The 23,487-nt window shown below is 45.0% G+C and carries 17 protein-coding genes; 7 read left to right on the top strand and 10 right to left on the bottom strand.

Features of this window, described 5'->3' with window-relative positions:
- Positions 1 to 19: 19 nt before the first annotated feature.
- The 3 genes from Q5691_RS02045 to Q5691_RS02035 all read right to left on the bottom strand — a co-directional run bounded on the left by Q5691_RS02045 (position 20) and on the right by Q5691_RS02035 (position 2,643).
- Entirely contained in the window at positions 20 to 514 is a 495-nt protein-coding gene (locus tag Q5691_RS02045; protein ID WP_333209303.1) for a tetratricopeptide repeat protein, read from the bottom strand.
- A gap of 3 nt (positions 515 to 517) precedes the next feature.
- Entirely contained in the window at positions 518 to 1,084 is a 567-nt protein-coding gene (locus tag Q5691_RS02040; protein ID WP_333209302.1) for a Uma2 family endonuclease, read from the bottom strand.
- 323 nt (positions 1,085 to 1,407) lie between these two features.
- A complete protein-coding gene (locus Q5691_RS02035) occupies positions 1,408 to 2,643 on the bottom strand; it encodes a VWA domain-containing protein (RefSeq protein WP_333343819.1) in 1,236 nt (411 codons plus the stop codon).
- Between the two features lie 72 nt (positions 2,644 to 2,715).
- On the opposite strand from Q5691_RS02035, the gene Q5691_RS02030 reads away from it, so the two are divergent.
- The 3 genes from Q5691_RS02030 (at position 2,716) to Q5691_RS02020 (ending at position 4,973) form a co-directional block, all read left to right on the top strand.
- Positions 2,716 to 3,375, top strand: a complete 660-nt coding sequence (locus Q5691_RS02030) for an ATP-dependent Clp protease proteolytic subunit (RefSeq protein ID WP_333209298.1) — start codon at positions 2,716 to 2,718, stop codon at positions 3,373 to 3,375.
- 247 nt (positions 3,376 to 3,622) lie between these two features.
- Positions 3,623 to 4,216 (top strand): ATP-dependent Clp protease proteolytic subunit, encoded by a 594-nt coding sequence (locus tag Q5691_RS02025; protein WP_172188328.1) that lies wholly within the window; start codon positions 3,623 to 3,625, stop codon positions 4,214 to 4,216.
- 130 nt (positions 4,217 to 4,346) lie between these two features.
- Complete coding sequence (locus Q5691_RS02020; RefSeq protein WP_333209296.1) at positions 4,347 to 4,973, top strand: J domain-containing protein; 627 nt, start codon at positions 4,347 to 4,349, stop codon at positions 4,971 to 4,973.
- Here the strand turns inward: Q5691_RS02020 and Q5691_RS02015 are convergent.
- Both Q5691_RS02015 and Q5691_RS02010 read right to left on the bottom strand, forming a co-directional pair.
- Positions 4,967 to 5,905, bottom strand: coding sequence for a serine/threonine-protein kinase (locus Q5691_RS02015; protein WP_333209294.1), 939 nt, complete (start codon positions 5,903 to 5,905; stop codon positions 4,967 to 4,969). The two genes, Q5691_RS02020 and Q5691_RS02015, sit on opposite strands and share 7 nt — an antisense overlap.
- Before the next feature lie 114 nt (positions 5,906 to 6,019).
- Positions 6,020 to 6,340 (bottom strand): DUF7873 family protein, encoded by a 321-nt coding sequence (locus Q5691_RS02010; protein ID WP_333209293.1) that lies wholly within the window; start codon positions 6,338 to 6,340, stop codon positions 6,020 to 6,022.
- A 467-nt stretch (positions 6,341 to 6,807) separates the two neighbouring features.
- Between Q5691_RS02010 and Q5691_RS02005 the strand changes: the two genes are divergently transcribed.
- Positions 6,808 to 7,062, top strand: coding sequence for a hypothetical protein (locus Q5691_RS02005; protein WP_333084919.1), 255 nt, complete (start codon positions 6,808 to 6,810; stop codon positions 7,060 to 7,062).
- Positions 7,063 to 7,065: 3 nt separating this feature from the next.
- Here the strand turns inward: Q5691_RS02005 and Q5691_RS02000 are convergent, their stop codons facing one another.
- Positions 7,066 to 7,959, bottom strand: a complete 894-nt coding sequence (locus Q5691_RS02000; protein WP_333209291.1) for an EI24 domain-containing protein — start codon at positions 7,957 to 7,959, stop codon at positions 7,066 to 7,068.
- A gap of 89 nt (positions 7,960 to 8,048) precedes the next feature.
- Between Q5691_RS02000 and Q5691_RS01995 the strand changes: the two genes are divergently transcribed.
- The gene (locus tag Q5691_RS01995) at positions 8,049 to 8,840 is read left to right on the top strand and encodes a 2-phosphosulfolactate phosphatase family protein (protein WP_333309857.1); all 792 of its coding nucleotides are present in this window, start codon (positions 8,049 to 8,051) and stop codon (positions 8,838 to 8,840) included.
- Positions 8,841 to 9,162: 322 nt separating this feature from the next.
- Here the strand turns inward: Q5691_RS01995 and Q5691_RS01990 are convergent, their stop codons facing one another.
- On the bottom strand, positions 9,163 to 10,548 hold the full coding sequence (locus Q5691_RS01990; protein ID WP_333343817.1) for a lipid-A-disaccharide synthase-related protein: 1,386 nt from the start codon (positions 10,546 to 10,548) through the stop codon (positions 9,163 to 9,165).
- Between the two features lie 163 nt (positions 10,549 to 10,711).
- Here Q5691_RS01990 and Q5691_RS01985 point away from each other — a divergent pair, with 163 nt between their 5' ends.
- Positions 10,712 to 11,275: a Uma2 family endonuclease gene (locus tag Q5691_RS01985; protein WP_333309852.1), complete on the top strand. Its 564-nt coding sequence runs from the start codon at positions 10,712 to 10,714 to the stop codon at positions 11,273 to 11,275.
- A 63-nt stretch (positions 11,276 to 11,338) separates the two neighbouring features.
- Here Q5691_RS01985 and Q5691_RS01980 read toward each other — a convergent pair whose 3' ends face one another.
- From Q5691_RS01980 to Q5691_RS01970, 3 genes are all read right to left on the bottom strand, one after another.
- Positions 11,339 to 16,534 carry a PAS domain S-box protein gene (locus Q5691_RS01980; RefSeq protein ID WP_333343816.1) on the bottom strand — a complete coding sequence of 1,732 codons (5,196 nt, stop codon included), beginning with the start codon at positions 16,532 to 16,534 and terminating at the stop codon, positions 11,339 to 11,341.
- Positions 16,535 to 16,953: 419 nt separating this feature from the next.
- Positions 16,954 to 18,246 (bottom strand): ATP-binding protein, encoded by a 1,293-nt coding sequence (locus Q5691_RS01975; RefSeq protein ID WP_333209282.1) that lies wholly within the window; start codon positions 18,244 to 18,246, stop codon positions 16,954 to 16,956.
- A 183-nt stretch (positions 18,247 to 18,429) separates the two neighbouring features.
- The gene (locus Q5691_RS01970; protein WP_333209280.1) at positions 18,430 to 20,748 is read right to left on the bottom strand and encodes a tetratricopeptide repeat protein; all 2,319 of its coding nucleotides are present in this window, start codon (positions 20,746 to 20,748) and stop codon (positions 18,430 to 18,432) included.
- A 160-nt stretch (positions 20,749 to 20,908) separates the two neighbouring features.
- Here Q5691_RS01970 and Q5691_RS01965 point away from each other — a divergent pair, with 160 nt between their 5' ends.
- Positions 20,909 to 23,455 carry a glycosyltransferase gene (locus Q5691_RS01965; protein WP_333343815.1) on the top strand — a complete coding sequence of 849 codons (2,547 nt, stop codon included), beginning with the start codon at positions 20,909 to 20,911 and terminating at the stop codon, positions 23,453 to 23,455.
- The last annotated feature ends 32 nt before the right edge of the window (positions 23,456 to 23,487 follow it).

The raw sequence follows: 23,487 nt of genomic DNA, 5'->3' as shown, positions 1-23,487 counted from the left end.
CTATGTTTTCAAAAGCCATTTATTCTTGCAGCATTTGAAGATGTTTGATGGCATCTTGATAATCGTTGGTATTGCCATCTTTTTGATAGAGTTCTGCTGCTTTTTGATAATCGGCGATCGCCCCCGGTTTGTCTTCTAAGAACTCGCGGACTCTGGCGCGGTTGTAGTAGGCGTCGCCGTAGTTGGGGTTAATTTCAATTGCGCGATCGAAATCTGCTTTAGCTGCTGGATAATCTTTGAGATTGCGGCCGTGGATGATGCCGCGTTTGTTGTAGGCTTTGGCGTAGTTCGGGTTGAGGCGGATGGCTTCTGTGTAATCGGCGATCGCCCCTGGAATGTCTCCTGCCTCTGATTTGGCTAAAGCACTATTAAATAAATCTTCAGCAGGATTTTGAACAATCGTTTTTTGAGCTATTAATATTGCTGAGGATTTAGCAGAGACAGCAGGGGATATATTACCAAAGATAGTAAAGATTACTAGAGTAGCAATTAAATTGTAAAATGATGATTTCATAATTTAGGCAAAAATTTGAGCGACCGAACAACTAAAACCGGGCAACAAAGGGGAAGTTAGTTCATCATTGCTCAACAGTGTAGCAATGAGCCTTAAACTTGCTTGTTCCCTGCGATAAACTTCTATTTGCTGCAATTGCCAATTCACAACCCAGTATTCCTGCACTCGTCGCACCGAATAGAGTCTGAGTTTCACGTCTCGATCGCGTGTCTGATTGTCTGCACCGGGGGATAACACTTCAACAATTAACTCTGGTGCGGCGGTTAAATGTCCCGCTTCGTCTAGCAAGATAGCCAAGCGTTCGTTGCTAATCCCAACCACATCAGGAATAACACAATCTACATCTGTAAAAATCACCCCTGGACTAATTACTGATTCTCCTAATCCTGTTTTTTGTGACCAATTATTTAACTCTATGCAAATGTTACCACAAACTTCTTGATGATTCCAGTGTGCTGCCCAGGTCACAAATAACTCTCCATCAATAATTTCGTAACGATCGCCGTTATCGGGCAATAGTTCTAAATCGGCGGTAGTCCAGCGTACTTTATCAGATATTGTCTGGCTCATAAGCTAATCCGCATTTAAATTGCATACTAAAATAAATTTTTCCTCTTATGGGGTGGGCATCCTGCCCGCCCTCAACCTAAAAATTAAATGCACAACAGCTTACAAGCACTGTTGAGAGGTGATACAAACATTCTAAACGATCGAGCTTCTACACGATCCACAGCTTGAAACAATCGGCATACACTGACTTTCGCCTTTTGCAGGCGAGACTCAGAATATTGAAACCCGCGCCCAGGCGGGTTTCGTTTTTGTAGAGGCGATTTCGCATCACCAAATTGTCCGATCGCCCAATTTAAAATTATTTAGAATTTCAAATCGCGCGATTACTTCAAAATAGTTTTAGAAGCAATCCGAGTTTTCTTGCGATCGGCTTCACTCAATTGTTCACCAGATTGCAAGCGAGTAGCAGAGGTTTGCAGCACAGTTGCGGCACTTTTATCGCCCATTTGCAAAGCAGTTTTAGCTGCTGTTTGCAACATCGTTGCCGCGCCGGCGCGATCGCCCTGTTGCAATCTAGTTTCTGCGAGTTGAGTTTGGCGGTATTTAGCCAAAGCTAAAATGTGCTGCTGCACCATCGGGTTAAGTGCTGGCTGATAAACTTTTAAGACATTAGCAGAAACTGCAACAGGATCGGAAAGCAAACCTTGCCCGACAGTCGGATCGTCGTAGCGAATTTGCAATTGCCCGATCGCCTGTGTACCTTCGGACAACTGTCCAATATAAATATTAGCCAAAACTACTCGCTCTATATCCTTCATTAAATCTCCCAGGCGCACCATAAAACGATCGCCCTCTTGCTGTATCGGTAATTCGATCGTATCCGGGGCAACTTGGGCGATCGGTTTGAGTTCGGCTAACCGCACTTTTGGCATTAGGGAAAATAGCAAATAAGCATTAGTCAAACCTACACCTTGGACGCGACTAAACAGTTTACCAAACTCGTCAACCGCATCTTCAGGACGCTGAATGTGAGCCAGAGCACCGCCGCCAGCATCAGCAATTTTTTCCAGAATATCCTGGTTCCAGTTATCGCCAAATCCCAGAGAATTTAAAGTCATGTTGTAGTCGGCAGCCAATTTAGCCAACTTCAAACAGCGGCTGTCGTCGCCGTGTTCGTTTTCGCCGTCAGTCAGCAGAAACGCCTGAGATATAGCTTCTTTTTTGCCTTTGCCCAACTCTTCAATACCTAACTTAATGCCCTCATCAATTGCTGTGCCACCGGCCGAGCGCAATTGCTCAATTTGCCGTTTAATGCTGCTGGGATCTCCCACAATTTGATTGGGGACGAGGACTTTGGCTTTGTGGTCGAAAGCCACCGCGCAAAAGCGATCCCCGGGCTTCAACCTGTCGAGCAACCGTCCGGCGGCTTGTTTGACGGTTTCCAAGGGGCGTCCGCCCATCGAACCACTGTGGTCGAGAATCAGGCACAGGTTTAAGGGTACGCTGGAGTCGATCGAGCTTGCCGTCGCAGACACTGAAATAGCTAGCTGGCGCTGCGTCGAGGGCGCAGCAGCGTCAAGGTTAGGGTCGTTTAAAACCGGGAGCAAACTAACTTTCATGCGGGATACCTAAAGATTGCGTTACTATTTCTTTAAGAATAGCTCCATCAGTTCAGGCAACATTTCGGTTATATGAACACACCAATTAAAGCTGTGCAATCGCCATACTACGGGGAAGGGAACTCTCGGACGCCACCTCCCGATTTGCCATCCCTGTTGCTGAAGGAGCGGATCGTTTATCTGGGGATGCCTCTGGTGCCTGCGGTAACAGAACTGATTATCGCTGAACTGTTGTTCTTGCAGTACGAAGACCCGGATAAGCCGATCAAAATCTACATCAACTCGACCGGCACTTCTGGTTACAGTGGCGAACCCGTCGGCTTTGAAACAGAAGCCTTCGCTATCTGCGATACGATCAGGTACATTAAGCCGCCTGTGCACACTATTTGCCTCGGTTCGGCAATGGGGATGTCTGCGATGCTGTTAGCGGCCGGTACAAAAGGCTTTCGGGCGAGTTTGCCCCACGCTTCGATTGTGTTGCATCAACCCAAGGCTTACACGCGGGGTCAAGCAAGCGACATTCAAATTCGGGCTAAGGAAGTGCTGGCAAATAAAGCGACAATGCTTGATATTTTTGCAAGCTGTACTGGCCAACCGATCGAAAAGATTACTAAAGATATGGATCGGTTGCTGTACATGACGCCTTATGAAGCGAAAGAATACGGTTTGATCGATCGCGTTCTTGAAAGTTCGGAAGAATTGCCGAAACCGCTGCCTGCAGGAGTCATCTAACTGGGAATCGGGAATCGGGAATCGGGAATTGGGAATCGGGAATCGGGAATCGGGAATGACTAAGAATTAAGGGTTAATGCCTAGTAGTTCCTACCCTGATTAGTTACTAAATAGTCTTTTTATGACTAACAATGCCCGATGCCCAATGCCCAATTGCCCAATTGCCCAATGCCCAATGCCCAATTGCCCAATTGCCCGATGCCCAATTGCCCGATCACCAATTACCAACTAAACGGAGTTCCGAATTATGCCTATAGGTGTGCCAAAAGTTCCCTACAAAATGCCGGGTGGTTATGATACTCAGTGGATTAATATCTACGATCGCCTCTACCGGGAACGAATTATTTTCTTGGGCAGAGACATTGACGATGAAATTGCCAATCAAATCATCGCTGTGATGCTCTATCTTGATTCGGAAGATTCTGGTAAGGATATTATTTTGTACATCAATTCCCCAGGGGGAATGGTGTCGGCAGGCATGGCTATTTTTGATACCATGCAGCACATTAAATCAGACGTGGTGACGATTTGTGTGGGCTTGGCTGCTTCGATGGGTTCTTTCCTGTTAGCTGCCGGTGCGAAGGGGAAACGCTTAGCTTTGCCTCACTCGCGAATCATGATTCACCAGCCTTCTGGGGGCACGCGGGGACAAGCAACGGATATTCAGATTGAGGCGAAAGAGATTCTGCGGCTGCGCCACGAGCTCAATAATATCTATGCTAAGAATACTGGCAAGCCGATCGAGAAAATCGAGAAGGACATGGATCGCGACTATTTCATGTCCGCTGAGGAAGCCAAGGAATACGGCTTGATTGACAGAGTAATCGAAGATCGTCCGTAAGTTATTTTTGCGCGACCGTAGTGTGGGCAACCCTCCCACTACAACCTAGTTCGCACTAAATTTTGGCAGAATCTTTACATTTAAGGATTCTGCCATATTTAATGGAATTATCAACGCTCATTCATGCTAAATGGATATTGCAGATTATTACCGACAGTTAGGACTGAGGTCAGGTGCGAGTTTATCGCAAGTTAAGACCTCTTATCGGCAGTTAGCGAGACAGTATCACCCCGATGTGAATCCGGGAAACGAACAGGCTAAAAATAAGTTTATTGCTATTACTGAGGCTTATAAGTTCCTGGTGAATGTTGCCCCCCACCATGTTGCGGAGTCGAAAGTTGCCAATTCAACTGTGCCGCCTACTTCGACACCGCCGGATCTGGGGGTGAAAGCTCAACCGCAAGCAGTTAAAGTGACTCGAAAAGAGGCCGCGGTTCAATCTAATGCGGATCTGTCGGCGGTAGAACAAAAGTTAAAGCAAGATGCTTATGTTGAGTTGCAGCAGTTGCTGAAATATCAGAGGTTCCCGCGGGCGATCGCCTTGATTGAGGGTTTGGCCCAGCGGGTTCCCGAAGATTTGGAGGTGCGTCAGTGGCAGGCGATCGCCTATCAGCGCTGGGGACGGCATTTGATCGGAGAAAAGCAGGTTGATAAGGCGAGAATTTATTTGAAAAAGGCTGTGAAAACTGACCCTCACAATCGGGCTTTGTGGGCGGAAGTTGAGCGGGATTTTCGCAGGTTGGAAGAGATTTATTGAAGCGATGTTGCGTCCCCCTTTTTCAGGGGGTCTGCGTCGTGAATTTTTAATTTTTCTAATTTTTCTAAAATAACTTGGGTATTTTCCGGTCGGTTTTCCGGTAGCGGTTCGATCAATTCGTCGATCGACTCTAGAAGTAACGGGTCAATATCTACAGCCTGGTTCCTCCAATTAATTTTACCAGTTTTTTCATTAACGGGAAAGTCGATCGGCTCTATGCCTGTTAATAAGTGTACAAAAGTACGCCCTAAAGCAAAAAAATCCGATCGCACGCCTGCTTTACCTAGAATTTGTTCCGGTGCAGCGTATCCAGCAGAACCTATGGGTGCGGTCTCTATCTCTGCTTCTGTGGTGGCGCCGAAGTCAATTAATCTCAATTTTCCATTGGCTTCAACCATCAGGTTGGATGGCTTAATATCCCGATGCACTACATGATGTTTGTGGATTTCCTGCAAAATACGAAGCATTTGTTGCAGCCAATCAAGAGCCAGCTTTTGAGAAACGTACTGTTTTTTAGTTAAGAATTCTGCCAAGTTTTCTCCGCTAATTTTTTCCATCACCAAACAAGACAATTTCTGGAAGTTATGGGGGAGTTTAATTTGGAAATAACCGTCAGGTTCGACATGGGGAACTGAACCCTTTCCGGCCAGCCAAATCAAAACTCGCGCTTCTTGCTTGAACAAGCGAACTAAATCGGGATTGTGGGCGTGTTTCAAGACTTTTAAAATTTTGACAGTGCCCCATTCGTTTTCCCCGGTTCCCAAGTCTTCGACTTCAAAGATGTCTGTGGGGCGTGCGGGATTGGGCGATCGCACTGGTTTAAGGATACGATAGCGATCGGCAATTAACAAATCCGTGCCACAAGCCTGACAATTTTGAGCAGCAGCAGGATTTTCGCGTTGTTCGCATTGAGGATTGATGCAGTAAATCATACCATTTTAGATTTTAGATTTTAGATTTTAGATTGGAAATGACTGACGCTGTATCGGTTTAGAGCTTGGTTTTGCATTCTTTTTTGGGGAAGTCGTATCACTTTGATTGATAAATTACCATAAAACCCAGCAGTTCTGATCGTCTACAGTTATGTCAGCGCTGGCGCTACAATTTGTCCAATCTTTGGTTGCGGTTACGTCGAAGAGTTTGGTCAAAAATTCAGTCGTTTTGCGGATAATCTCTTCGGCTTTGACTTCAACTTTTTTGGACTCTGGCGGCAGTTGTTCGCCTTCTTCGTCTTTGGGGCGGTAAGTACGGGAGATTCCAGAAAGCACAGCGGGCTTCTGGAGTGCTTTTTGAGCTTCTGCGAGTTCTTGGACGGATCGGCTTTTGATGCCTTTTTCGATCGCAATAATCTGATTTAAGCGTGCCATTGTTCGATTTTATTGACGCTGAACTCATATCAAGCCGGGTTGATACTGATCATCAAATTGTTTGTGCTGTGGCTTTTAGGGCTTTGATAACTCTCCCTCCTCAGTACAAAACTCACGATCGTTCTTTAACCAGACTTGTTCATTTTGTAGTATGGTATAATTCAATATAAATTACAAGCTTTTTTTTGTGCCAAGAGATCCCGCTGCTATCCGTGGTCAGCAATTTATCTCTCAAAAAATCGGCAAAATCTCTAGCGTCGCTGCCAAAGTGTAGCAAATATAACTCTTTGTCAGCGCTCCAACTACCTCTTGAGATAGATGCGGGAATCCCTCTCAGGGCGCGTTGTCATATCGGGAAATATTTCTTAACATATAGATAACAAAGGGAATCCGAGGAGACACCAAAAATCCTTAAGCCCTTGGGGTGCCCCGGTTAATTAGACTTTTCGCAAACAAGGGCTAAATCAATGAACAAGCAGCAAAACTCCGAAGTTTCAGCATTTTTGCCCATGCTCCAAAAAGGCATTTGGCTGTTTGGGATTCTCTCTTGGATATTCGGGCTGACAGATAGAACTATTGCACTATTATCTGACGGATATTTGTCGGCGATCGATATTGTCCAGCTATTTACAGCATCATTTTTCTTCATTAGCTGGCTGTTGTTAAGCCCGTTTTTGGGTCTTAACTCCCAGAGTCAGCCGAAGGAAGAAGCATCTCCCTAGTTTTTAAGTTGTAATGTTAGTTTCTCGATCGCTCTTTCTTTCTTCTGGGGCAAAGCGCGCCGGCCAAATGCGATCGCAAAAAAATAACGTTCCCGCCGTCACACACAGCGGAATCGCCAACAGATTCAACAGCGGAATGCTTACCAAACCCAAACAAACCAAACCAAAACTCCCGCTGGCCGGCAAACTCGCCCAAATGATCTCCAACTTCTCCTGAAAAGGTCGCCTCCGCCTCTCCAAAGGTGCATCTAAAAAGTCCAAACAGACAATAGTCGCGCCCAAAGCTACGCCACCCAAACTGCTAAGAATAGAGCCGACTCCTGGAATGAAATTTAGCAGCAGCAGCGGTATACCGACGCTCAACAAAATTTGTAGTTTTCGCAGTTCAAAGGCGATCGCCCTTTGAATATCCTCAAAACTACTCGCCAAATTCATTGGTGCTTCTGCGGGCAATTGACCGTTCCGCAGCAGTTCCAATTGTTCGGAAAGTTTGCCGTACCAGGGCGAACCTAAAATCACGCCAAACTGCACTAACAAAAATCCAATTATCAGCAAAAGTCCTGACACTAGGAGTACGCGCAGCAGCCAGCCGAAAGCGACTGTTAACACGCCAAGAAAGCTCAGCCAAGCTGGAAAACTCGCAATTAAAGCATTAAATCGGACGGACAAATCGGCAACCAAAACGTCTATCCTAGCCAAACTGGGAAATAGCAAGCTTAAATAAAGACCAATACCAATTATAAAATTTAGCACCACGGGAACTAATACATAAGTCCACAGCTTGGGAGTTTGCAAAATTAGCGTGAAAGCTCGCAAAGGATAAGTGAAACCTGCCAGGAGTCCAATTGGTGCGGTAATGGCGGCGTGGGCGGGGTTTGAATTTAACTGTTTTGACATATTTTCTGCTTTTGAGGACTCGACTCTATTTTCTATCATCCATTTTCCATTATTATGACTGATGAGGATTTATCGCAGGTTGCCCAAAAGTGAAGCTTTTTATTTACCATACCCCGGAACTTACGCCAGGCGACAAAATGCCGGCTTGCGCGATCGCAGTTGATGTGCTGCGGGCGACTACGACAATGGCAACGGCCCTGAATAATGGGGCGGAAGCTGTCCAAGTTTTCAGCGACTTAGATAAGCTAATGGCCGAGAGCGAAAAATGGCCTGCAGATAAGCGGATTCGCGCCGGAGAGCGCGGTGGCGGCAAAGTTGACGGATTTGACATGGGGAATTCCCCCCTCGACTGCACGCCAGAAAAGGTGACTGGGAAGCGAATTTTTATCAGCACAACTAACGGTACTCGGGCTCTGGAACGAGTGCAAGCTGCTGCAACTGTGTTAACGGCGGCTTTGATTAACCGCAAATCTGTGGTGCAGTTTTTGTTAAATAAACAGCCGGAAACTATTTGGATTGTGGGTTCTGGTTGGGAAGGGAGTTATTCGTTGGAAGATACGGTTTGTGCTGGTGCGATCGCCCAAAGTCTCCTGGCAGAAAGCGGTATTCCTGCGAGCGATTTTGCTGGTAACGATGAAGTATTTGGGGCTATTGCTCTTTATTTGCACTGGCAAGATAGGTTGCACGAATTGTTGGAAAGGGCCAGCCACGGTCAGCGCCTCCTCGGTTTAGGTGTTATTGAAGATTTAAAATATTGCGCGCAAACGGATACTTTAGATGTGCTGCCTGTGCAGCGAGAACCGGGAGTGTTGGTTAAGTCTGATTTTAAAATTCCTCAAGCTAATTTCTGGGTTCCATCTTCGGAAAAAACGGCGAATTAAATTTTTCTGCAAGTGGTGTAAGCTGTCGCGCATTTAAATTGTATATTCAGGGCGGGCGGGACGCCCACCCCACAAGACTTTGATTTTTTTTGACATACAATTTCAAGGCCGCAACAGCTTATTAGTAAGGTGCACGGCCCTGCACACCTACTCGAACAAGCACAATAAAATTGGTTTGCAGCATCGGAATGCAAGTCCTCATAAAAATCAGAGGACTTGCATTCCTCACTACAGACAACGGAAGTTAGTAGTTAGCCAACGAGATTTTTGTTTAAAAAGTAGAATTAAAGATATTTGGTAGGGACAAAACATTGTTTTGTCCCTAGTCGATTGCAGGCAATTGAGAATTGCTGCATTCACCGCCGAACCGCTGAATTAAACATTCGGCAATTCTGGCTGCTGCACCGGGTTCTCCCATGCGGCGCCAGCCATTTTCAGCGATTAGCTGCAACCTGTCGGGGTCGCGGAGCAAAGACTGCACGGCGCCGGCAACTTCGGCGGGATGTTTGACTAAAATTAATGACGGGCCTAACAGGCGACTTTGAGCTTCTGCAAAAGCGAAAGTAAATTGCGGGCCGTTTCCGGGAATGGCGATCGCGGGTTTTCCTAAACCTACAAATTGTTCTGTAGCCGTACCTGCCATTGCTATTGCTAAATCGGCTTCGTACAAACAATCGTTAAAACTTTGCTGAGTCAAAATCATCGTGGCGTTTCTCTGCACAAATGTCATGGGCAATAGTAAATTAGGAGATTCTTTCTGCATTTCTTGAGCGCTAGAAACAGGAGGTCGCAAAATACTTCCTTCTCGCCGCTGCGTTCTAATTTCGCCGTCTTGTCGCCAGCCGAAAAATTCTAAACTAGGTCGCAAAGCTTCTAAGTTTAACTGGGGAGAAATGGCTCCGAAAAATAACAATTTGCGATCGGCAAACAGCGATAAAATTCCGGCTACAGCCTCTACTATTAGCAGCCAATTAGCATAGGCTTCCGGCGCTCGAGAACCGGGGAGTAAGGTGATGATGAGCGATCGCTCGATTTCCCGAAACTCTGCGTCAGGGCCGTAAAAACCGGCGGGGTTTTCCGGTTCGAGTCCGTCCATCATCGGGTTTCCGAGATTGTAAGCGGGAATTCCCAGCTTTTGTAAAGTCTCGGCGGTCAGCGCGTCCCTGGCAAAAACGGCTCTACAGCGCGATCGAGCCATCAACCAGCGCTCCCAAGGCAAATAAACCGATCGCGACCAATTCCACCCACCAAAGACCCTGGATTTGCGAGCCAGAGGCCCGTCCTCGTCCCGCAAATAATACTCGGACTTGGCAGTACCGACAAAGGCATAGGGCGCGCCGCTGAGCCAAGCAAACAGCAGCGGTACAATATCCCCGCAGGCTAAAATAACGCCGTCTTGATTCCCAGACTGTTGTTGGCTTCGCACCCAAGCGCGGATGGCTTTAAACTGAGCGATTGTCAACTGCAGCAGGCCGCCTTTGACATCGCGCAAAAATTCCCTCCCGTCCATGTAAATAAAGCCGCCCGAAGGCATCCGCTGCACCGGGCCGATGATGCGGGCGTTTTCTAGTTGAGCGAAAGCTTGCCCTTCACCCACTAGCGGAAACACGGCTAATTCTGGCGGATGCGGGTGCTGTTGCAGTTCCTGCAAGATGCGAAGGGCGATCGCGTCTTCTCCGTGGCCGTTACTGAGGCAAAGTAATTTCAATCCCAACTCTCTCAAAAACTGTCTCTGAATATATAGAAGCAAGATTAGCCGCAGGATGCAAGGTGCTATAGCCGGATGTTGAAGTAAGTGGATCGCCGATCGCACGAGTCCGGGACTTTTGGGTAAAATAGCAGATGAAACTCTATTTTATAGGTAAAATTGGATGGTACAAACCCTGCCAAAATCTTTGACACTCCAAGAGTTTCTGAAGTTGCCAGAAACCAAACCAGCCAGCGAGTACATTGACGGTGAAATCATTCAAAAACCGATGCCTCAAGGAGAACATAGTGTCATTCAAGGCGAGTTGACAAGCGCTGCTAATACTGCTCTTAAACCTCAAAAGGTGGCGCGAGCATTTCCAGAACTACGGTGCATTTTTGGCGGTCGAGCGATCGTTCCCAACGTGACTGTATTCACTTGGGAGCGCATTCCCCGTAAAGAAAATGGTGGTGTGGCAAATGTGTTTGCGATCGCCCCGGATTGGACAATTGAAATCCTCTCCCCCGACCAAAGCCAAACTAAAGTTACTAAAAATATTTTACATTGTCTCAAGCACGGAACTCAAATGGGTTGGTTAATCGATCCAGAGGAGCGATCGGTTTTTGTATATCGGCCGACTCAATCAACGGAGGTATTTGACGAACCGGAACAGTTATTGCCCATGCCATCTTTTGCCAGGGAATTGCAACTGACAGTAGGAGAATTATTTGGTTGGCTATTAGAGTGATATCATGTCCTATCGAGCGATCGCACATGATATCACTACTGACTACTGACCACTGACTACTGACTACTGACCATCGATATATTGCTTTAAAGTATTCCGAATTTGTTTGAGCTGAAATCCCTTAGCAAGTTGGCGCAGCTTCGAGACAAACGGCATTAAATTAGGTTCTAAACTCTCCAGCTTAGCACTCTCATCAAAAATTTCTTCAATGTCGCCCATAGCTGCGAGTTTCAAAAGTTTTACTACCGACTCAGAAGCTGCAGGTAACAGAGAAGAATAAGCAGGAAAATCAGAGGCTGGTGACAAACTGGGATGTTTGCGCTTTTTGTTTTCCGAAGATTCCCCATAAATCCATTCTAGTCCCAAACGCACGCGCAACTGTTCCAAAAAGTGATTTGCTTCGATCGGTTTGGGAAGAAAAGCATCGTACCCTGCGAGGATGCTATCTTGCTGCGTAGCCTCGAAAACGCTAGCTGACATAGCGATTAACACAACATCTTTTACTTCCTGCAACTGCCGCAGTCTTCTTGCCGTTTCTAAGCCATCCATTACAGGCATCCGCAAGTCCATTAAAATGATATCTGGTTGAAATTCAACTGTTTTGCAGAGGCATTCTTGACCGTTTTGGGCCTCTGCAACCTCAAACCCCAAACGCAGCAGCAGCCTGCACAACAAATCGCGATCCAGTTGATTGTCATCCACGATTAGCACTTTCTGCTTGTTGCCAACAAAACCGACAAGCCAGCGTTTTTCCTGCAAAGGAGACACCTCTAAGTACCGTTTAGCTGCTGGCAATTCTAAATCTACCCAAAAAGTGCTGCCTTTTCCCAAAGTGCTGTGGACGCGAATTTCGGCACCCATTAGTTTCGCTAATTTCTGGCTAATCGAGAGTCCGAGACCTGTACCTTCAACAAACGTATTGCATCCTACTTGGTGGAAAGGCAAAAATATTTCTTCTAACTTGCTTTGGTCTATTCCCGTGCCGGTATCCTCGACTTGAAAGCGGATTTTTAAAGCGTGTTTGGCTGCGATCGGATTGTGGGCGAAGCGCATATAGTTTTCTTTCAGTTCCGAACTCAAAGTCGAGAACTCATAATTTTCTTCTTGCCCTCGACTCCAGGCCCCTGTGCCGACATAGCCGACTTTGAAAGTCACACCGCCGGTGTTAGTAAATTTAACGGCATTGCTGAGTAAATTTATGAGAATTTGGCGCAATCTTTTTGGATCGACACGAACGCCGCTAGGCAGGGGAGAGACTTGTTCGTAATGGAATAAAATTTCTTTTTGAGACGCCCGCATCTGAAAGAGATCAGCAAGGTTTTTCGTAAAATTTAGAAAATTTAACTCTTCCGGGTAGAGTTCCATTTTTCTAGCTTCAATTTTGGAAAGATCTAAAACATCGTCGATTAACATCAGCAGGTGTTGACCACACTGTTGAATATTGCTCAGACTTTCTTGGTGATCAGAGCTTAAGTCTTTGTCGGTTTTGAGGATTTGAGTGTAACCTAAAACGCCGTTTAAAGGCGTGCGTAGTTCGTGGCTCATATTCGCAAGAAATTCGCTTTTGGCGCGGTTGGCGCTTTCAGCAGCTAATGCAGCTTGTTGGAGGGCAGATTCTGCAAGTTTGCGATCGACAATTTCCGTTTTTGCTTGTTGAAATAGCGTCGATTGCTGGATCGCGATCGCCAATTGCACGCACAATTGCCGGAGAGATTCTATTTCTGAGGAATCCCAGGAACGGGGGCCACTGCAATCGTGAGCGATCAGGAGTCCCCAGAGCTGATTTTCTGCCGTCGGTTGGACTTGGGAAATGCTTTCTCGTGCTTGTAAAATTGGCACTATTAAGTTAGCTTTAACTTCAAATTTTTCTAGGAATTTAATGTGACATTCACTCATATTTTCCGCGTAAATATCTTCTATAGCGCGAATATTTCCTTGCTGGTAAATATCAACAAATTTATCTCTAAAACACGTATCCAAATAGTCAAAATCTTGCAGCGAAACTATATCTTTGGCTACAGATTCGACAACTACAATACCGCTCCAGTCGGGATTAAAGCGGTAAATAACTGTGCGGTCTGTTTGCAAAAATTGCCGCACTTGTTCGACAGCAGTTGTCAGGACTTCTTCTAAGTTTAGGGAGGAGCGAATGCGATCGAGCATGGCAACTACCAGCCGTTCTCGCCTTAATTGCTGCTGCAAGGCGATCTCCGCTTGTTTGCGTTCGGTGATGTCGGTAATTACTCCCACTAACCCGATTAAATGACCAGTTTCATCTTTAATGGCGTCGGCGCGAAATAAAGTTGTTACCAGTTTGTTGTTTTTAGTGTTGATTTTGAGTTCGCCTTGCCAAGATTTGCCTTTACGGATCGTTTTAAACATTTCTAGCAGCACATTACTTTGGGGGTAAATTGCTGTTAATCCGCCTGCTGTGTTTAGTTCTTCTGCGGTGTAGCCGTACTGTTGAACAAAAGCTTGATTGTGGTAGAGCGATCGCCCTGTCAAGTCAGCAATGCCGATCGCATCGCTGGTGCTTTCCACCGCTTGAGTAACTCGCAGCAAATCTAATTCTGCTTGTTTGCGATCGCTAATATCAGTAATAGTGCCGATATAGCCTTTAATTTCCTGCTTGTCTCCGATTTCTGCAATTGCCTGACCGATCACCCAGATTACCCGACCGTCTGGACGCTGAAAGCGGTATTCTGATTTAAAAGGAATTTTCTCAAAAATTGCTAGATGCCATTCATTTTTTACTCGCTCGACATCATCGGGATGTATGGCATTCATCCAGCCTATTTCTGCTGCTACTCCTGCGTTTAATCCCGTAATTTCGCTCCACCGTTTATTCACATAAAGGCAATTTCCCAAGGTATCGGTATGGAATATGCAAACTGGCGATGCTTCTGCTAAAATTTGGTAGCGACGCTGGCTCGATCGCAGGGCTGATTCTACCTGTTTTCTATTAGTTATATCGCGGACTATAGAAATTATTTCGCCACCGACAAGCATGGTCAGCGACAATTCTTGAGGGAACTTAGTACCGTCACGGCGCTCACCGATAGCTTCTATATTGCAGTACCCATTTTGCAGGAGCATCGGCATTATTTGTAGTTCAAAAAATAAATTTTCTGCTTTACTGTAGAGCATTTTCCATTGCTTCCCATACAGTTCGCTAGGGCTAGCCAAGCCGTACATTTTGAGATAAGCGTCGTTGGAATAAATACATTCTTTATTGTTATTAAAAATGGCGATGCCGTCATAAGCAGCGGCCATTGCTACTGATTGTCGCTGGAGTTGGGACTCTGCTTGTTTACGAGAGGTAATGTCGTGACCGACTGAGTAGATTAAACCTTCTTCGCTAAATGGCGATGCCGTCCACAGGAAGTATTTGTAAGAACCGTCTTTGCAGATGTAGCGGTTTTCAAAGGAGATACTGGACGAACCCGCAATTAGTTTGGCTCCTTCCGCTGCGGTAGCTTTTCGATCGTCTGGATGAACAAATTCGATCATTGGCTTGGCAAACAATTCACTAATACTGTAGCCTAAAGCTGTTGACCAAGCTGGGTTTAAACGTTTAAAATGACCGTCAAAACCTACAATACAAAGCAAGTCTAAGGATATGGTAAAAAAACGATCGCGCTCTGTTTGTGCCTGCTTTAATTCAGTGATATCCATCACTAAACCGTCCCAGAGAATATCGCCTGCGCTGCCAGATTTGCTCTCATTAGTGAGCCTTTCTGGTCTCGCAGCTCCTTGCAGCCACTTAACTTTTCCAGATGGTAAAGTCTGCCGCCACTGCTGCTGCCAAGGTTCCAGCGTAGTGGCTGAAATTGCGATCGATGCTTTTAAATCTAAGAGATCGTCTGGGTGAATTCCGCTGGAAATCAGTTCCGCATTTTGCTCTATTGCTTCTGCCTCTAATTCGTAGAGTTGCCGGCTGCCTGAAGAGATGTAGGGGAAAGACATTTTTCCAGTGGCTGACATTCGTAATTGATAAATTATTCCCGGCAGATTAGCTACCAATTTTTGAAAGCGAGCTTCGCTTTGTTCCAGGGCTTTTTGTTGCTGCCTATATGCGGTAAAATCTCTAATTGTACCGACTATTACTTTACTACCATCTGCTATTTGGAAGACGCTTTTTTTTGTAGAAATTATGTGTTCTTTCCCTGCCGAGTCTGTAAATTTTTCTTCGGTTTCCAAGCAGATACCAGTTGTCAATACTTCTTCATCTTTTGTCCAAAAAACAGCAGCTTCTGATTGGGGAAAAAAGTCATAATCTGATTTGCCGATCAGTTCTTGCCGGGATTGGCCGACCAACTGACAAAAAGCATCATTTAATATCATCCAGCGGTGTTGCTCATCTTTGACGAAAATTGGGTCTGGCGTAGCATTTATGGTGTGGTTTAAAAATTCTTCTGACGCTTTCAGTTTGGCTTCGTAGCGGTAGCGATCGCTCACGTCCAACACTACTTCGATTATCCGGTCGATAGACCCATCCAGGCGACGGATGCAGCGCCGGGAAACTCGCGTGTGAACTATTCCGCCGTTTTTTCTGAGCCACCTTTTGTCTAAGATGTAACCGTCGAGCCTACCTGCTAACATCTGAGAAAAATTTTCACAATTAGCCTCCAAATCTTCTGGATGAGTCAACTCTAGCCAATTCTTTTGCACGAGTTCGTAGCGCTCATAGCCCAGCAAATTGCACAGGGCATCGTTAACTTCTATCCAGTGGCAATTTAGAGGAATTTCGCTGTCAATAATTGGAGCGATGATGGCAATGCCGATCAGGGAATTTTCCACCACCGAGCGATATTTTTCTTCACTTTTTCGCAAAGCATCTTGACTGTTCTGGCGTTCTATGGCGTAACGGAGCGATCGAATTAACAGTTCGCTGTCAATTTTTCTTTTTACCAAATAATCCTGTACGCCGACCGCAATCAACCGCAGGGCAAGTTCTTCGTCGTTTTGGGCGGTCAGAACTACGATCGGCACATTTACCCCGTACTCTTGTACCCGAGCTACCGTCTCGATTCCCAGACTATCGGGCAATGAAAGGTCTAATAAAATTATGTCAAAAGTTTCTTGATTCAATCGCTGCTGTGCTTCGCTGAGACGCTCTACTTTCGTCAGCACTATACGCTGCGAGCCACCTATTTCTGACAGCAAATCTTCAATCAGCTCAGCTTCATGAGGGTTGTCTTCTACTAACAGAACTTTAAAGCAGATAGGAGGCAAAGCTAAGTTAAAAACTGCTTTCATAATATTTATTAATCAAGAAAATAATCAAGAAAATGTTAAACTAACTTGAATTCTACCTTTTATTTTCAGGGCAGTCATTCAATTGCACGTACACATACATTGACCGTCAGATTAGGGAGGGTAAGCAAGCGCTACAAAAATTTTGTTTAATAATTAAAATTATATCACGCACCAACTAGACTGTCAACGGAAAATAATTTTTATTATAACTGGGCATTTATACCAATTAAAAAAATGCAACTATAGCCCATATCCACACCCCGATAGTCACATTCTTCCCAATTCTTTACTGCTTTCATCTGCCATATTCAATAGTATTACCTTCTAGATTATATCTTCTAGGTTAGGATTTAGAATATAGAAAGTAATTAATTTTACCTCCCTTATAGCTTATAGCTGTGGCCGAAGTTATGTCTCAATTAAGCGAGAGTAAAGTAAAAAGTTGAACCTTGATCCGGTTCCGATTTTACCCAGATACATCCGCCGTGAAGTTCCACAATTTTTTGACAAATTGCTAAACCAATACCTGTCCCAGAATATTCTCTTTGAGTGTGCAAGCGCTGGAAAATTTGAAAGATACGTTTTTGATGCTGGGGAGCAATCCCAATTCCATTATCTGAGACATAAATTAACCAGTTTTCCTCCTGTTTACAAGCGGCAATATGAACCACAGGCGGTGCATCGTGGCGATATTTAATCGCATTGCTGACTAAATTTTGAAATAGCTGTACGAGTTGAGAACTATCCCCCATTACCGTTGGTAATTCGCTGTAGGTGACAACGGCTTTATTCTCGCGGATTGCCCCTTGCAGGTTCGCGAGTGCTTGCTCGACTGCATGATTGCAATCTGTCAGTTCAAAAGGTTTCCGACTCCGGCCAACGCGCGAATATTCGAGTAAATCGTCAATTAAAGTTTGCATTCGGGTGCAACCCTGAACGATATTGCCGATAAACTTACTACCTTGGCTGTCGAGTTGGTCTTTGTAGCGTTTTTCTAAAAGTTGAGCGTAACTAGCAATGGTTGCTAAAGGCGCTTGCAAGTCATGAGAAGCCACATAAGCAAATTGTTCTAGTTCTGCATTTGAACGCGCCAATTCTTGGTTAGATTTTAATAAAGCAGATTCGGCGCGCTGGCGGTGGGATATCTCTTGTTGGAGTACCAAATTTTGCTCTTGCAGAGCTTTTTCAACAGCGCGACGGGTGCTGATTTCTTGTTGCAAGATTTGGTTTTTTTCCTGAAGAGTTTTTTCCACTGCTAAGCGGCTCGTGATTTCTTCTTGCAGCAGCATATTTTGTTCTTTTAGCTGCTTTTGTAAATTCCGCAGGCTAAGGTGACTTTCGATGCGGGCGAGCACTTCTTCAAACTGAAATGGCTTGCTGATATAGTCAACAGCTCCCACAGCAAATGCGTTTACTTTGTCGAAAACTTCATCTTTAGCGCTGATAAAAATTACCGGGATTTCGCGAGTTTTAGGCTCTACTTTCAAGTGCTGACAAACTTCATAACCGTTCATTTCCGGCATCATTATGTCGAGCAAAATCAAATCTGGTGGATTAGAATTGCAGGCTCTCAAAGCCATTTTTCCGTTAATCACGCAGCGGGGGGTGTATCCCCTCTGAGTCAACATCGTAGACAACAGACGCAGGTTTTCTGCTGTATCGTCTACTACTAAAATGTTTCCTAACGGCGTCCCTGGTTGCTGATTGTTCATTGATTATTTCCCAGTTCCTGTTTTATTCACAAAAAATGTTGGCAGCTATTTTATTTAGGACTTACGGAAAACACCCGGTTTCTAGTAGGAATATTGGGGAAAGAAAACGAGGAATCCGCTCATAAACCGGGTGTTTAGCCGTTTGTGCACAAGCAAGTCCTCTTATTATTCGTTTAGCAATCCTCAAATCCCCAGCAGCAGAGTCAGAGCATTATTGCTCCAAGTCAATCCTTTGTCTAAAACTTTAAATCCCGCGACTTCGCACATAGCTTCTAAAGCAGTAGCTGTAGGCAGCCACCAGCACGCCGCAAAATTGTTCATGTCAAAAACTGCTTTCTCAGTTATCCCTATAAGTGGGTTGTTGTTGATGTATAGCTGCCAATAAGCTGTTAAAATAGCTCGTTCGGCGTCGTCCAAAGCGGGAATAAACATTACTCCAGAAGGGGGAAGTTCATAGCGTCCTAACTCATTCTCTATAACTTCTTGGGTAATAGCTGAAGTGAAAACTAAATGCTCGCGAGTTATCTGACGCAAGGCAACTAAAATCTGCAACGGATGGGGGTGATGGTACAAAACTCCTGCACAGTGAACTACATCGTAAGGTTCGCCAATGTCTGCAAGTTGAATCTGAGTGATATCTTGATTGATACAGTGATAATTAGCAATATTTAAACTTGTCATCCGATCGTGAAAATCTTGCCACCAGTTAAGGGATGCCGGCATGGCATCAATCATTGTCAGAGAAACTGCACCGTATTTGCTAGCTACGGATACTTTTTCGCTGACAGTTCCCCACAAGCCGCCGACTTCTGCAAAAGTCTTGCCTTTGACTACTCGGGCAATGTAGCGATCGCGAATATCCTTAGCCTCTAACTCTAATAATAGAGTAGATTCCCCTGTTTGACGCTGTTTTTCTAAAATCTCCTCTAATTTTGGGGATATTTCTGGATCTTTTGGTCTAATTTCTAATGCCATCAAGTACAACATTATGGCTTCGTTAAGCCGATCGCTCTCAGCAAACTTTTGAGCGATTTCGCAGTAAAATTCAGGAGCGTGCGGCGGCTGCATTTCGTGGTGATAATAGCTAGTTGCTACATCTGAATCTACCGGAGTTCTTTTAATTAGAGCCGCACCTAATTTTATGTAAATTCCCGGTAGAGACGGCTCGATTTGAATCGCACAAAGGTAGGCGGAAACAGCATCGTTCCATGCGTGACTTTCACTAAAAGCATCGCCTAAATTGTAATAAGACCAAGAAATAGTGGGATTAAGTTCTATAGCACGTTGGTAAGCGGTAGCTGCGGCTTTCCACTGTTGGGTTTTTAACAGCACTTCTCCTAAATTGTGGTAAGTCCAAGAGAATTCTGGATCGACTGCGATCGCCCGCCGATAAGCGAGTGTTGCGCCTGCAAACTTTTGAAGTTTAACTAAAGTCAAAGCTAAGTTATAATGAGACCAAAATAAATCTGCATTTAGTGCGATCGCCCGTTCGTATGCAGCCTCAGCTTCTGACCACTTTTCTAGCTTAAAAAGTGCATCTCCTAACTTGTGAAAAGCTGCGAAAAAATTTGGGTCTACTTCAGTAGCGTGCTGGTAAGCTGCGGCGGATTCAGACCATTCTTCTAATCGATCGCAAGCTGCACCGATGCTGTAGTAAGACCAAGAAAAACCCGGGTTAATTTCAACAGCCGTGCGGTAGGCTATCGCAGCTTCTTCCCATTTTTCTAAATTGAGCAGCACGCTGCCTAAGTTGTAGTATGACAAAAAAGAATTGGGATTTAAATCAATACTTTTTCGGTAGGCAGCCTCCGCTTCGCGCCAGAGTTCCTTAGCTTGCAAAACATTGCCTAGTTTGTAATGAAACTCCGAAATCTCCGGCTGGAGTTGAATAGCTTTGCGGTAGTTAACGATAGCTTCGTCCCACTGCTTTAGCTCGCTAGCCGCTTCGGCTATTTTGCAATAAGCTTCGCAAAAGCTGGGGTTTAAATAAATCGTGCGGTGGTAACAAGTCAGCGCTTTATCTGGCTTATTTTGGGCAAGCAAAGTATTACCTAAATCGAGATATTCTTCTGCTATTTCTATCGGTTCCACGATTAGTGCTTGATACCAACAGTCTGCTGCTTCTTCAGCTTGACCGACTTGGGTAAATATCCGGCTCAAATTACGGTAAAATCCTGCAAAGTTTGGTTGCAGGGAGATGGCTTTTTGGTAACAGGCGATCGCCTCTTGCCACTGTTCCAAAGTAGCGGAGAGAGTGCCTAGGTTAGCAAAAGCTTCGGCAAAATCCGGTTGGTGGGCGATCGCAACTTTATACCAATACCTTGCGTCTTCTAGTTTACCCTGAGCTTGCAGCGCTTTCCCCAAGGTCTTGCAAGTCTCTGCAGAGTTGGGTTCAGATGCCAAAACTTGTTGGCAAAGTGCGATCGCCCGATCGAAGTTGCCTGTAGCTAAATAAAGTTCTGCCTGTTGCTGAAAATTCACCTGCGCCGTTTCCGAATTCATTTTTTATTTTCCTTTTGAGTTATCATTCCATGTAAAATTATATGCTACACTTTGCCAAAGTTCAAGTTTTTGTAAGTAGAGCAACCGAACAGAGAATAATAATGAATGTCCGCCACATTAATCTAAACTAGATAATCATAGGTTAACAGCGAGCTAAATAATGTCAACAGCTACTCAAACACCGCAATTAAGCGTAATTATACCTGTATATAATGGCGATCGCTACATCGTACAAGCGGTGGAAAGCGCCCTAGGTCAAACTTTTACTAATTTGGAGATTATAGTTGTAGACGATGGTTCCACAGATCGCACGCAGCAAGTATTGCAGCCTTATTTTGACAGAATTCGCTACATATACCAGGAAAATCAAGGAGTAGCAGCCGCCCGAAATATTGCTTGCCAACTAGCGCAAGGCGAGTTTTTAGCCTTTCTCGATGCCGATGACTATTTCCTACCATCAAAGCTAGAGAAACAACTAGCTTGCTTTGACGCTGAACCCACCTTAGATATGGTGCAAACAGGTTGGGTTATCGTCGATGAAACCGGGCGAGAGATTTCTGCTGTCAAGCCTTGGCAGCAAGCATCTAAATTAGATTTAGAAAGCTTTATTCTATATAAATGCGTGCGACCGAGTGCGATGATGCTGCGCCGAAAGTGGTGGGAAAAATTGGGCGGTTTCGATTCTCAGTTGCCACTAGCAGAAGATTTAGACTTTGCCTTGCGTTTAGCTTTAAAGGGGTGCAAAGCAGTTTGGTTAGAAGAGACACTTACCTGTTATCGCCAGCACAATTCTAATCTCATGTCAAGCGGTTTTCGCGTAATGAAGGATATAGAAATTGTGATGAAAAAATTCTTCGCTCGACCCGATTTGCCTCAGTCAATCCGGCAGTTAAAAAACTCAGAACGCTATCAATGCTTAAAGTGGCTGGCATGGCGGATGTATCGCGACGGTCATCTAACAGAGATGGCCCAGTGTTTAGAAGAGTCATTGCAATATACGCCTTTTTCGCCCACAAAAACAGTCTTGAATTGGCTGGAAAGTTTTCAGATGGCTTCTGAAGAATATGGTGAAAACTTTGACGCTTATTCGCTGAGTAACTTAGCCCAATGGCAAGAGATAATTTTGATGGTGATGACTAATCCACCCCAATCTCAACAGAGTTCTATTCCCACACCTTCAAAAAGGCAAGCCCACATTCTACTCTACAACACCGACGATCCGGGTGTGGGAGGATTAGCGCAATACAATCATGCCATTCTCTGTCAGTTAGCCTTATTAGGGTATCGAGTCACTTGCGTGCAAACCAAATATTCTAGCCCCTTGCTTGAGCGAGAACGAGAGTTAGGTATAGAGCACTTGTGGCTGGATTTTAGTGGCCATAAAGATTTACAGCGGGTGTTAAGAAATACTCAGGATGCACGAGAGCTTTTTGCTAGCAATCAACCGGATATGATTATTTTTAGCGATGGTTGGCCATTTTCCAATTTTGCAGCTAAACAGGTAGTTATTGAAATGGGAATACCATACATGATGGTGATGGGATTAGTTATGCCAGAACACGCAACTTTTGCCTGCGGGGATGTAGTGCCTTATGTAGAAGGAGTGCTCTACCACTGCCTGCAAGCTAGAGCATTGATTGTTGGCGCTTACGAACATTTGAATTTATTGTGCCAACATTTCAAGTTGCCGAAAGAGCGAGGACAAGTGATTTACTTGGGGCGTTCTCCTGAATATTTTGCACCTCCTAATGCTGCGGCTCGTCAACGCCTGCGACAAGAAATAGGAATTCCTGAAGATGCGATTGTCTGTTTCACATCGGCTCGATTGGCATCGATTAAAGGACACCGATATCAGATCGAAGCAATCAAGCAGTTGCAGCAGTCTCCTGTGTGGTCTAAATTGTATTTTGTCTGGGCAGGAACGGGTGAGGGAAGCGCTGATAATGTAGAAATAGAATTGAGGCAAACTATTAAAGAGTTAGGGGTGAGCGATCGCGTGAAGGCGATCGGACAGCGCTGGGATATCCTAGATTGGCTGGATGCTAGTGACATATTCATTTTGACTTCTGTAGCAGATGCAGCGCCTTCTCTTGCAGTTATGGAAGCGATGGCTAAGGGATTGCCGGTAGTTGCAACGGCTGTAGGCGGCATTCCTGAAGGGCTTGCCGAGACTGGGAAATTGTTGCCAGATCCGAATACCGATCCAGAGGGAACCGCGAGGGAATTGGCGCAAACTGTAGAAGCTTGGGCAATGAATCCAGAATTACGCCATCAAATCGGTCAAGCTTGCAAGCAGCGGGCCGAGCAAGTGTTTAAAGAGGAACGGATGTTGGCAGAGTCGATGGAGGCGATCGAAAAAGCTTTAGTTTGCGATGATCGTCAAACAGATCCATTTGTTACTCAAAACAAGGTGCAGAGGTCAATGGCGAAAATAGAAAGCCTGGTCAACTACAGCTCTTTAGTATGGAATGCTTGGCAGGCTTACTGTCAAGAAGATCTAAGCGGAATGCAGAAGTCGCTTCAAAAATCTTTGAAGTACACACCTTTTTTGAGTACAGAAACGCTCTTAAACTGGGTAGAATATTTTGGTAATTTTTCGTCAGCTAAAGGGCATAGTTTAGATACATATTCTCTAATTAATTCAGTAGAATGGCAACAATTAGTCGAGGAAGTACAGGGGATTGAATCTGTATTTTATGCACGCTAAAATACCAAATTTACATTTCAAATTCGGATTGC

It is taken from the genome of Microcoleus sp. w1-18aA5 (assembly GCF_036701705.1).
Lineage (GTDB): Bacteria > Cyanobacteriota > Cyanobacteriia > Cyanobacteriales > Microcoleaceae > Microcoleus.
This window is presented reverse-complemented; position numbering and strand designations above follow the sequence as displayed.

Bases quoted from the DNA above. Each gene is read 5' to 3' on its own strand.
- Q5691_RS02045 (WP_333209303.1), bottom strand. From the start codon at position 514: ATGAAATCATCATTTTACAATTTAATTGCTACTCTAGTAATCTTTACT.
- Q5691_RS02040 (WP_333209302.1), bottom strand. From the start codon at position 1,084: ATGAGCCAGACAATATCTGATAAAGTACGCTGGACTACCGCCGATTTA.
- Q5691_RS02035 (WP_333343819.1), bottom strand. From the start codon at position 2,643: ATGAAAGTTAGTTTGCTCCCGGTTTTAAACGACCCTAACCTTGACGCT.
- Q5691_RS02030 (WP_333209298.1), top strand. From the start codon at position 2,716: ATGAACACACCAATTAAAGCTGTGCAATCGCCATACTACGGGGAAGGG.
- Q5691_RS02025 (WP_172188328.1), top strand. From the start codon at position 3,623: ATGCCTATAGGTGTGCCAAAAGTTCCCTACAAAATGCCGGGTGGTTAT.
- Q5691_RS02020 (WP_333209296.1), top strand. From the start codon at position 4,347: ATGGATATTGCAGATTATTACCGACAGTTAGGACTGAGGTCAGGTGCG.
- Q5691_RS02015 (WP_333209294.1), bottom strand. From the start codon at position 5,905: ATGATTTACTGCATCAATCCTCAATGCGAACAACGCGAAAATCCTGCT.
- Q5691_RS02010 (WP_333209293.1), bottom strand. From the start codon at position 6,340: ATGGCACGCTTAAATCAGATTATTGCGATCGAAAAAGGCATCAAAAGC.
- Q5691_RS02005 (WP_333084919.1), top strand. From the start codon at position 6,808: ATGAACAAGCAGCAAAACTCCGAAGTTTCAGCATTTTTGCCCATGCTC.
- Q5691_RS02000 (WP_333209291.1), bottom strand. From the start codon at position 7,959: ATGTCAAAACAGTTAAATTCAAACCCCGCCCACGCCGCCATTACCGCA.
- Q5691_RS01985 (WP_333309852.1), top strand. From the start codon at position 10,712: ATGGTACAAACCCTGCCAAAATCTTTGACACTCCAAGAGTTTCTGAAG.
- Q5691_RS01980 (WP_333343816.1), bottom strand. From the start codon at position 16,534: ATGAAAGCAGTTTTTAACTTAGCTTTGCCTCCTATCTGCTTTAAAGTT.
- Q5691_RS01975 (WP_333209282.1), bottom strand. From the start codon at position 18,246: ATGAACAATCAGCAACCAGGGACGCCGTTAGGAAACATTTTAGTAGTA.
- Q5691_RS01970 (WP_333209280.1), bottom strand. From the start codon at position 20,748: ATGAATTCGGAAACGGCGCAGGTGAATTTTCAGCAACAGGCAGAACTT.
- Q5691_RS01965 (WP_333343815.1), top strand. From the start codon at position 20,909: ATGTCAACAGCTACTCAAACACCGCAATTAAGCGTAATTATACCTGTA.